This window comes from Sulfitobacter sp. (assembly GCF_041552635.1).
GTDB lineage: Bacteria > Pseudomonadota > Alphaproteobacteria > Rhodobacterales > Rhodobacteraceae > Sulfitobacter.
Window position 1 is genome coordinate 1 of the sequence record NZ_JBFEKM010000267.1, and the last position, 3,657, is coordinate 3,657.

4 protein-coding genes and 1 tRNA gene are annotated in these 3,657 nt (G+C 60.2%); 1 reads left to right on the top strand and 4 read right to left on the bottom strand.

Annotated elements, in window-relative coordinates:
- The 4 genes from ABYT07_RS19735 to ABYT07_RS19750 form a co-directional block, all read right to left on the bottom strand.
- A partial coding sequence (locus tag ABYT07_RS19735; protein WP_372993721.1) for a relaxase/mobilization nuclease domain-containing protein occupies positions 1 to 906 on the bottom strand: 906 nt, incomplete at its 3' end.
- Positions 900 to 1,328, bottom strand: coding sequence for a plasmid mobilization relaxosome protein MobC (mobC, locus tag ABYT07_RS19740; protein ID WP_372993722.1), 429 nt, complete (start codon positions 1,326 to 1,328; stop codon positions 900 to 902). The genes mobC and ABYT07_RS19735, both read right to left, overlap by 7 nt.
- 41 nt (positions 1,329 to 1,369) lie before the next feature.
- On the bottom strand, positions 1,370 to 2,224 hold the full coding sequence (locus ABYT07_RS19745) for a hypothetical protein (protein ID WP_372993723.1): 855 nt from the start codon (positions 2,222 to 2,224) through the stop codon (positions 1,370 to 1,372).
- A 155-nt stretch (positions 2,225 to 2,379) separates the two neighbouring features.
- Positions 2,380 to 2,456 (bottom strand) — tRNA-Arg (locus tag ABYT07_RS19750).
- Positions 2,457 to 2,631: 175 nt separating this feature from the next.
- Here ABYT07_RS19750 and ABYT07_RS19755 point away from each other — a divergent pair.
- A partial coding sequence (locus ABYT07_RS19755) for a LacI family DNA-binding transcriptional regulator (RefSeq protein WP_372993724.1) occupies positions 2,632 to 3,657 on the top strand: 1,026 nt, incomplete at its 3' end.

A 3,657-nucleotide genomic window follows, 5' to 3' on the forward strand; every position in this document is an offset into this window, starting at 1 on the left:
GTCTCGATTGTACGATGCGCGATGGTCGCAATTTTGCTCAAATCGCTCCTGAAGCTCTCGAGCTGTGATGCCATCGAGGCGGCGTAGTCCTGCCGTATCATGTCCAGTTCCGTGTTCAGCTTCTCGCTCAGCCGGGTCGGCTTGCCAGTCTTCATGGAAAATCTCTCCTTTCAAACGCCAGCGCTCGCCGGTGTCGGGGTCGCGGGCCGTCAGGTACGCTTTGCCGACGCGCGGCAGGTCGTAGCCTGCATCTGTAAGTGCATCGATCATGCTGGCGCGGTCAGTGATCAGACCGACACTGATCTGGTCTTGCAGCCACGCGTGCAGCTCGTCACGGCCTTGGGCGCGGGTTGGGGTCTCGATGGTGTCGCGGACCTCTTGGATGCGCTCCAGCTCCATCGGGTCGGCCCAGCCGTGGCGCTGATTCATCACATCGCGCAGGCTGTCGAAGGCTTTCTCGTAGCCCGGCGGCGCGATGTTCAGGCTGCGGCCCGAGGTCAACTCCAAACGCGGCGTGCAGAAGTGAAGCTCGACACGGTCTTCGTGGGTATGTCGGACCCAAAGCACCTCATATTGCGTCGGGTCCAGCCCCGCGAAGGCCAGATCCTGGAAGTGGTCCATGACCTCGGCCTGCTGTTCTTCGGTCGGGGCATCCTCGGCGGCAAAGCTGATCACGCCCGCGCGGTAAGTCCACTGGTGGCGGCTGGCGTCGATGAGCGCTTCGGTGCGGTCAGGGTTGCCGCGCAGGACCTCGGGCAGAGGCTCCCGCGTGACAGTCATCGGCTGGCCTTCTGCATCTCGGACCAGGTCGCGGTTGTCATCGTAGGCCAGCACCTTGTCTGCCACGAGGTAGCCAACAGGACCAGCGCCAGCACCTTTGCCGTTGCGGAAGAACTTGATCAGCATCGGCGGGCTGCCTCGACGATCTGGGCAAGCTGGCGTTCGATGGTCAGCAGGCGGCGGGCAACGTTCAGCGCGTCGACGTCGGTGCGGCCTGTCAGCATGGCGCGGTTCAGCCAGCGGGCGATCTGGTTGAGGTTGCCACCGATGCGCCCGACGGCCAGCACCAGCTCAGGGTCAACGCGGGGAATGGGCTTGCGGCGGCGGGCCTCAGTCAAGCCAAGCGCCTCACGCAGCAGGGTCGCGGCGGGCAAGCCAGCGGCTTCGGCCTTTGCGCGCAACTGGGCCTTCTCTGCGGCGGTGCACCGAAAGACGAACGTCTCGGTCAGCGGCTCTTTGGTGCGGGGTTTGCCCGCGCCGGTGGGGTTCGAAGGGGAGGCGTGCCGCCCCTCGCAAGGTCCCGTGTCAGCAGCGCCAGCGTATGACATGGGTCGCCTTGCTGTTTGCTCTTCTGTGGGATCGGTTGCGGTCATGATCCGAGGCCTGCGGCTTGGATTTGGGCCTGTGTCACCAGCTTTGAGGCGAGCAATGCGGTCACTTGGGGCGCAGTGATGTGTTTGCACATCGGGCTGCGATCACTGATCCAGCAGGCCAGTCGCGCATGGTGATCGGCCGCCGACGTCGCCGCCTCTTCTCGGTCTTCTGCCTGCTTCTCGACATAGGCCTGCCAGCGCCGCGACTGAAACCAGTTGTCGGAAAAACAGACCTTCGAACGAGTGAACCCTGCGCTGTCGGTTGCGTAGGCTTGCACAGCCTTCAGCAAGTCCTCCGGTGCAATCCCTTCCTTCGCGGCCTCTTCGATCTGGGCGAGGCAAGCGGCTTTACTGCGCAATCGGTCGGGTGGATACGCCGCCAAAATCTTCTCAGCTTCTTCATCCGCCGCCGCCTCGCGCCTGCGCGTAGGTGGTTTTAGGATGGTTTTAGGGTGGTTTGGGGGCCGTGGTGGCCCCGGTACCCCGTCCACAGTGGCCCCGGTACCGGGTCCAGACTGGACGGGGGCCACTGTGGACCCCGTCTCAATCTCGGGCTCCAGCGTAGGTTCCAATGCTTCGACCTTGGCTAGATCGATCCGGTAAACGACTGTGAATCCATTCTTGCAAGTCCGTGCGCCGGTCTCGATGAGGATGCCTTCTTTGAGGAACTCGCGCACGGTTCGCTTGACGGTGGTCTCCCCCAGCTCGGTGTGCCGCTGGATCGTGCCCTTGGAACACCAGATACCTGAGCCATCGTCGCTCGCCTTGTCAGCCAGAAACATGATGATCTGCTTGCGCGTTGCACTGCCGAACTTCCGTTCCGCGCATGTGTTTGCGACCCGCCAGCTCATTGGAAGGCCCCAAACTGCGCAAAGACGTGCGAATTTTGTACAGGTTTTGTACGAGATTTCCGCATTTTCAGCAGAATTCGGCGCGAAAGCTCTCGGGGCTTTCTGCACGCTCCTGCACAAAGCCCTGTAAATAAACCATATTTTTTAGGTGTTTTTGGTGACCCCGGCAGGATTCGAACCTGCAACCTGCCCCTTAGGAGGGGGCTGCTCTATCCAGTTGAGCCACGGGACCGTCCTTTTTTTATTATCGCAAAAGAAGGGCTGGTTCCAGATCAGATTTACGGTGCCCAAAGGGCGCGTTTTGGAATGCTTGGCACATGCGTGACTGCATTACGGTTGAGGTCACTTGCGTCATTGCGGCAATCTACGTTAGCGTGAGACAGAGTTTTATCAGCAGGATATTGCCTTTGTCACAGCCCCCCAAACGCCCGCTTACCCTTCGTGATGTTTCTGACGCCTGCGGGGTTTCTGAAATGACGGTCAGCCGGGTGCTGCGTAAAAGGGGTGATGTTTCGGATGCCACGCGTCGCCGTGTTTTGGCAGCGGCCAAGGAACTGGGCTATGTGCCCAATCAGATCGCGGGATCGCTTGCCTCGCAACGGGTAAATCTGGTCGCCGTGATCATCCCGTCGCTGTCGAACATGGTTTTCCCCGAAGTGCTGAACGGCATCAATCAGGTCCTCGAAGATACGCCCTTGCAGCCTGTCGTCGGCGTTACGGACTACATGCCCGAAAAGGAAGAGCGCGTCTTGTACGAGATGCTGTCCTGGCGGCCTTCTGGCGTGATCATCGCGGGGCTCGAGCATTCGGATGCCACCCGCGCCATGTTGAAAAACGCAGGGATACCCGTGGTCGAGATCATGGATGTCGATGGACGCCCAATTGATGCAATGGTCGGTATTTCGCACCGCCGCGCAGGCAATGAAATGGCCAAGGCGATCCTGAAAGAAGGTTATGAGCACATCGGTTTCATGGGCACCAAGATGCCTTTGGACCACCGCGCGCGCAAACGGTTCGAAGGCTTTACCGAAGGCCTTGCCAAAGCGGGGGTCGAGATTGAAGACCGCGCGTTCTATTCCGGTGGCTCCGCGCTCGCCAAAGGGCGCGAGATGACGCAAGAGATGTTGGAGCGCTCTCCTGATCTGGATTTTCTATATTATTCCAATGACATGATCGGTGCTGGCGGGTTGCTGTATTTGATTGACCAAGGCATCGATATTCCGGGGCAGATCGGTTTGGCGGGGTTCAACAATGTCGAACTGCTGCAAGGTCTGCCGCGCCAACTGGCCACAATGGATGCCTGCCGCCTTGAAATCGGGCAGGCCGCAGCGCGGATTATCCTGAATGACACGCTTGATGCGCCGGACCCCGATTTGCAAAGCCAGATCACGATGACGCCCACCCTGTCTTTGGGGGATACATTGCGGCGCAAA